Raw genomic sequence first — 5575 nt, forward strand, 5'->3', positions numbered from 1 at the left:
ATTTAAAAGAAAAGTTATATCTTAAGCATAGCGTAAGTGTAAGTGTAAGTGTAAGTGTAAGTGTAAGTGTAAGTGTAAGTGTAAGTGTAAATCATCAAAGCCAATGAGGGATGTACTTCATCACAAATCAGACAATTGAAAACATTTTTGCCATTAAAGATCATGAAGACTTATTGAAAAAGGGGGCGGTCAAAGCAATCATTGCGCTGAATGCACCGCAATTTAACATAATCATGATTATGCGCACTGAAATCGTAAGCCCATTGTAAATCAATGCATCCTGAAAATCTAAAAATAAGGCCGGTCATCATCCCGGCCTTATTGGTTCTTATCAGTATTCGAAAATCACATCATCCGCGATCAGGCATGCGTTACGTTTTTTTGCTCTGTCTTCGATCCGGTATTTTCCAGCATTCTTCGCACCGGAATAATGAGGATGAACAGTACCGCAGCGCAGATCAGCAACGCAATGGAACAACGTGCGAAGAGATCAGGCAGCATATCCAGTTGATCGGCTTTTACATGCCCGCCAATCAAACCGGCCGCCAGATTCCCCAGCGCGCTGGCGCAAAACCACAGGCCCATCATCTGACCGCGCATTCTTTCCGGTGCCAGCAGCGTCATCGTCGCCAGTCCAATCGGGCTCAGGCACAGCTCGCCGAGTGTCAGCATCAAAATGCTTCCCACCAGCCATAAGGGTGATACGCCTGCTCCGCCGCTGTTCAGAACGTTCTGGGCAGCCATCATCATGATCCCGAAGCCCGCTGCCGCACACAAAATACCAATGATAAACTTGGTGATGCTACTCGGGCGCACATTTTTACGCGCCAGCAACGGCCATGCCCAGCTGAATACCGGGGCCAGCAGGATAATGAACAGTGCATTAATAGACTGGAACCAGACGGCAGGAATTTCGAAATCGCCGATCATCCGGTTGGTATAGTCGTTAGCGAACAGGTTAAATGAAGTCGGTTTCTGTTCAAACGCAGACCAGAAGAAGGCTGCCGAAACTAACAAAATGAAACACACCAGCAGTCTGGCGCGCTCTTTGCGGTTAAGTCCGGCGAACAGGAACAGATAGATAAAATAGAGGGCAACTGACGCCGCTATTACATACACCAGCACGCTGGCGACGGCAACCGGGTTAATGACGATCACCCCCTGCGAGATCAGCGCAACGATGGCTGCCACAGCCGCAGCCAGTACCAGCAGCCAGGCACCCACGCCGTTTTTCTTAGCAACCGGACTGTTCCAGGTCGAATCCAGACCTACTTCGCTGTCGTAACGTTTCATGGAAGGCACGGCATACAGGCGGAAGATAATCAGCGCCACCAGCATACCGATTCCCCCGATACCAAAGCCCCAGTGCCAGCCATGCGTTTTTATCAGCCAGCCGGAGATCAGCGGCGCGATAAACGACCCCATATTAATACCCATGTAAAACAATGAGAAACCGCCGTCACGACGCGCATCACCTTTTTTATACAGTGTGCCCACCATAACCGAGATGCATGTTTTGAACAGGCCTGAGCCGAGAACAATGAACATCAGGCCGATGAAAAACAGGCTGTCGCCCATGAAAGCGGAAAGCGCGATCGACAGATGGCCGAGCGCAATCAGAATCGATCCGTACCAGACCGCCCTCTGCTGCCCGAGCCAGTTATCTGCCAGCCAGCCCCCCGGCAGTGCCGCCAGATACATACAGCCAGCAAATATACCGACGATAGCCGAGGCGTTTTCGCGTGCAAGCCCCATGCCGCCGTCGTAAACCGTCGCCGCCATAAACAGGATAAGTAAGGGACGGATGCCATAAAACGAGAACCGCTCCCACATTTCAGTGAAGAACAATGAGCCGAGCGGATAAGGATGGCCGAAGAAAGTCCGGCTTTCGTTTTTATTAACAGAGGAATGCATAAATTCTCCAGAGAAAGTCTGTCGTAATCGTTGTGAATACCCTTGCCCGGCGGCTGTCTTGCAGCCGCTCTTAAGCATTCAGCGGTTATTATTTGATTGCTGAATACCGGTATTGTCTGGCATTAACCGCAGAAGTTTTAGAGGAAAAGTCGACTAATGTCCACTTTTACAGATTTTATAGCGGCAAAAAAACGGACATGGCAGGTCAATTTACGAAAAAATCCGCATGAGAGAAATGCATTCTCTTTCACAGGCTACCGTGAGCAAAATAGGTGCCGCTATAAGGTATGGGCAGATAATCGTGAAAGAGTTGTTTTAACGTCTGTTCAGGTTCGATATCCGCAAACAGTTCAGGATAAAGGGCTTTTGCCATAAACTCGGTGGCGGCAACATGCCACGGGCTGAGGTAGAAATTTTGCCATATCATCCCGGTGTGGCCGTTATGCAGCGCTTTAAGTTCCCGCAATCCGTTCTGTCTGGCGGTGAGTTCCCGCAGACTTTGCTGGGCTATTTCCGGTGTGATTTCAGGCCCCAGTTTCAAATCATTCTGATCTTCAGCGGAACCGGCCCCTGTGGCGAAATAAACCTCAGGTTGCGCCATGATGACCGTTTCCTCATTCAGCCGGCCAAAGACCCCTTGCACTGTTTTTCCGGCGATATTATCCCCTCCGGCAAAATTGAGTAGTTCACCCAGGCTACCTTTCACAGCAGTCACACAGCATTCATTGCGGCGTCCAAGATGTAACTGAAGCAACACCGTCGGTTTATGGCCGGAATAAGTGGCCAGCCGATCATGAATGACCTGCATATGCGCATCATAAAAATGATTAAACGCCTGAGCCCGTGCAGTCTGGTTAAGCACTTCGCCCAGAATATTCACACTGCGCTGAGTATTTTTCAGCAGATGGACACGAAGATCGATTTTCACTACCGGAATATGCGCCGCGTTGAGCATCTCTTTAAGACGCAAATCTGCATCGTCATAGCGCGCAAGACTGGGCAGGATCACCAGATCCGGTTTGAGCGCCAGCACCTTTTCAGGGTTCATATCATTTGTTCCGCCCAACCCCAGCGACGGAATCGCCAACATCTGCGGAAAACGCCGGGCAAAAATATTCCAGGTCTGGCGGTCATATTTCTTCAAATCGAGTGGCCAGCCGACAACCCGTTTCACAGGGTCACCGGTTTCCAGCAGGGCCAGCGTATAAAGCATCCGGCTTTCGCCAAGCACGATACGTTGCGGATTATCGGGAATGTTCACCGGGTTACCGTCGATATCGATGACGGTGCGTGCCTGCACACCGACGCCCGTCAGTGCCAGCAGCATAAAAACCATCGTCATGACACTGTATTTGCGCATCAGATGCGCGCGCGGCAAAAACCGCCGATCAGAATTCAACACTTGCCTGCACCATAAGATTACGGGTTTCACCTTCACGTACGCGCAGGTTACCGCCGCTGGACGTGTAATAATGTTTGTTAAACAGATTATTCAGGTTGAGTTTAAGCTGTGTCTTCTCCCCGAACAGACGGTTATTCCATGCAACAAAGCTGTCAGCCACAATATAATCAGGCAGCGTGAAACTGTTTTCCGGGTCTCCCGCCCGGCTCCCCACATAACGCGCACCGCCACCGATACGGAAATCTCCCGGCAGGCCGTTAATCACCAGATTATGGCTCAGATAGAGCGCACCCGAATGACGCGGCGCATTTTGTAAGCGGTTGCCGTTATTCGCTGAATTTTCACCATCATCCACAATTTTGGCCTGGTCATAGCTGTAACTGGCACTGACTTCCCAGTCAGGAAAGATTTCACCATTCAGTTCAAACTCTGCTCCGCTGGAACGCGCTTTATCAATGGCGCGTGTTTCGCCGTTAATGCTCAGTGACATGTCACGTTCATCGATGCGGTAAAGCGCCACGCTGGCAAACATGCGTGGCGTAATCTGCCATTTACTGCCCACTTCCCAGGTGGTGCCCTGTTCAGGCTTTCCGACATTGCCATCATCATCGACATCCGTTGAGGGGGTAAAGGATTTACTGACGCTGCTGTATAAAGACACATCGGGCGTGACTTTATAAATCAGACCGGCCTGTGGCAAAAACTTATTCCCTTCGGAATCCAGTGTCTGAACAACCGGATCAAAGCCTTTTGAAGCACGTTGCTCATAGTGCTGATAGCGGCCACCCACGACCGCAATCCAGTCTGATGTCAGTGAAATGCTGTCTTTTGCATAAACCGACCGGCTGTGGATCCGGTTCAGGTTATTGCCATTAGCCGTATTCTCAGTGGTGCTGTTGGCGACCGGGGAGAGAATGTCATATTGCGGATCAAAATAGTTAAAGCTGCTGTTGGCTTTTCCCTGGTATTGATGTGCACGATACGTCTGGTTCATCTCATAGTCTGTACCCAGCACAAGATCATGATTCATGCCCAGAATGTCCTGCGTACCCAGCAGATCCCAGGAAACGTATTTGGTCTTATGGTTAAAACCGCGGTTGGCATCCGCCCTGCGCGTCACGGCGCCGGTGGTGGTGTTCACCGCCGTCACCCTGACCTCGTCATTATTGTAGCGGCGCTGGTTCCAGCCAAGCGTCAGACGAGTACTCCAGTCATCGCTGAACTGCCAGTCATAGTGAGCGTTGAGCGTTTTATTATGGCCCCAGGCACGGTTTGATTTATCATCCAGCCGGTTTTTATAGCCGATATCGATAGGCTTACCGTTAATAAAAGCGGTTCCGCGATCATAAGGTATATCGTAGCGGTAATCTGAATAGCTGATCAGAAAACTGGCCTTTTCGCCATACCATTGCAGCGAAGGCGAAATCAGCGTGTGCTTATCGCTGCCAAAATTACGCCAGTAATCCTGATCTTGTTTTTCCGCAATCATGCGCACGGCAAAACCATTGCCAAGCGGACCGGTGACATCGACTGTCCCTGCCCCGCCGCCTTCACTGGCGTAACGTCCGCTGACTTTCGTGTGCCAGTCATACTGCGGCTTTTTACTGACAAGGTTAATGACACCGCCGGGATTTTGGATCCCGTAGAGCAATGATGCTGAACCTTTTAACACTTCAACACGTTCGGTAGTGGCATCAAAATTGAGACCCTGGCTGCTGCGCACGCCGTCGCGATAAACGGAGCCATCAGAGTTGGAACCAAATCCACGGCGGACAAATCCATCTTCCGTACCTGCGAGAGTATTCCCCTCACTGACACCACTGACAAAATGCATCGCATCAGCCAGGTTTGTGGCCTGATAGTCGTCCAGTTGTTGCCGGGTTACCACACTGACTGACTGTGCCTCGTTAAGACGCGAGGTGGGCGTTTTACTGGCAACAGAACTGGTTCCGGCGCTATATGATTGATCGTCAACTCCCGGCCCGGTGATCGTTAACGTATCGGTTTCCCCCGCTGAATATCCTGTAGCAGGTGTCAGCATCACGACACCATAAATCGCAGCTAAAATGGCTGGGTGGTCTTTTCTTTTAAAATCAAACAGCGTGTTATTCTTCATTTCAATGAACCCGGTGTTAAAAATGACGTCTTTTTCCGTAAAGAAATTCCGGACATACCAGTAACGACAGACACACAGTGTGTCCGGTTAACGCTCCTGACCTGTCCGGTTAATGTTGTTATTCTGATCCGGCAAAGGAAAAC

At 50.3% G+C, this 5575-nt stretch carries 3 protein-coding genes; all 3 read right to left on the bottom strand.

What is annotated here, in order from left to right:
* Nucleotides 1–360 precede the first annotated feature (360 nt).
* The 3 genes from J1785_RS03830 to J1785_RS03840 all read right to left on the bottom strand — a co-directional run bounded on the left by J1785_RS03830 (nucleotide 361) and on the right by J1785_RS03840 (nucleotide 5432).
* Nucleotides 361–1914 carry a peptide MFS transporter gene (locus J1785_RS03830; RefSeq protein ID WP_217138892.1) on the bottom strand — a complete coding sequence of 518 codons (1554 nt, stop codon included), beginning with the start codon at nucleotides 1912–1914 and terminating at the stop codon, nucleotides 361–363.
* A 247-nt stretch (nucleotides 1915–2161) separates the two neighbouring features.
* Nucleotides 2162–3256, bottom strand: coding sequence for an ABC transporter substrate-binding protein (locus J1785_RS03835; RefSeq protein WP_129953748.1), 1095 nt, complete (start codon nucleotides 3254–3256; stop codon nucleotides 2162–2164).
* Between the two features lie 46 nt (nucleotides 3257–3302).
* Nucleotides 3303–5432, bottom strand: a complete 2130-nt coding sequence (locus tag J1785_RS03840; protein ID WP_217218855.1) for a TonB-dependent siderophore receptor — start codon at nucleotides 5430–5432, stop codon at nucleotides 3303–3305.
* Between the last annotated feature and the right edge of the window lie 143 nt (nucleotides 5433–5575).

The sequence above is a fragment of the Rahnella perminowiae genome (genome assembly GCF_019049755.1).
In the GTDB taxonomy this organism is placed as follows: Bacteria; Pseudomonadota; Gammaproteobacteria; order Enterobacterales; family Enterobacteriaceae; genus Rahnella; species Rahnella perminowiae.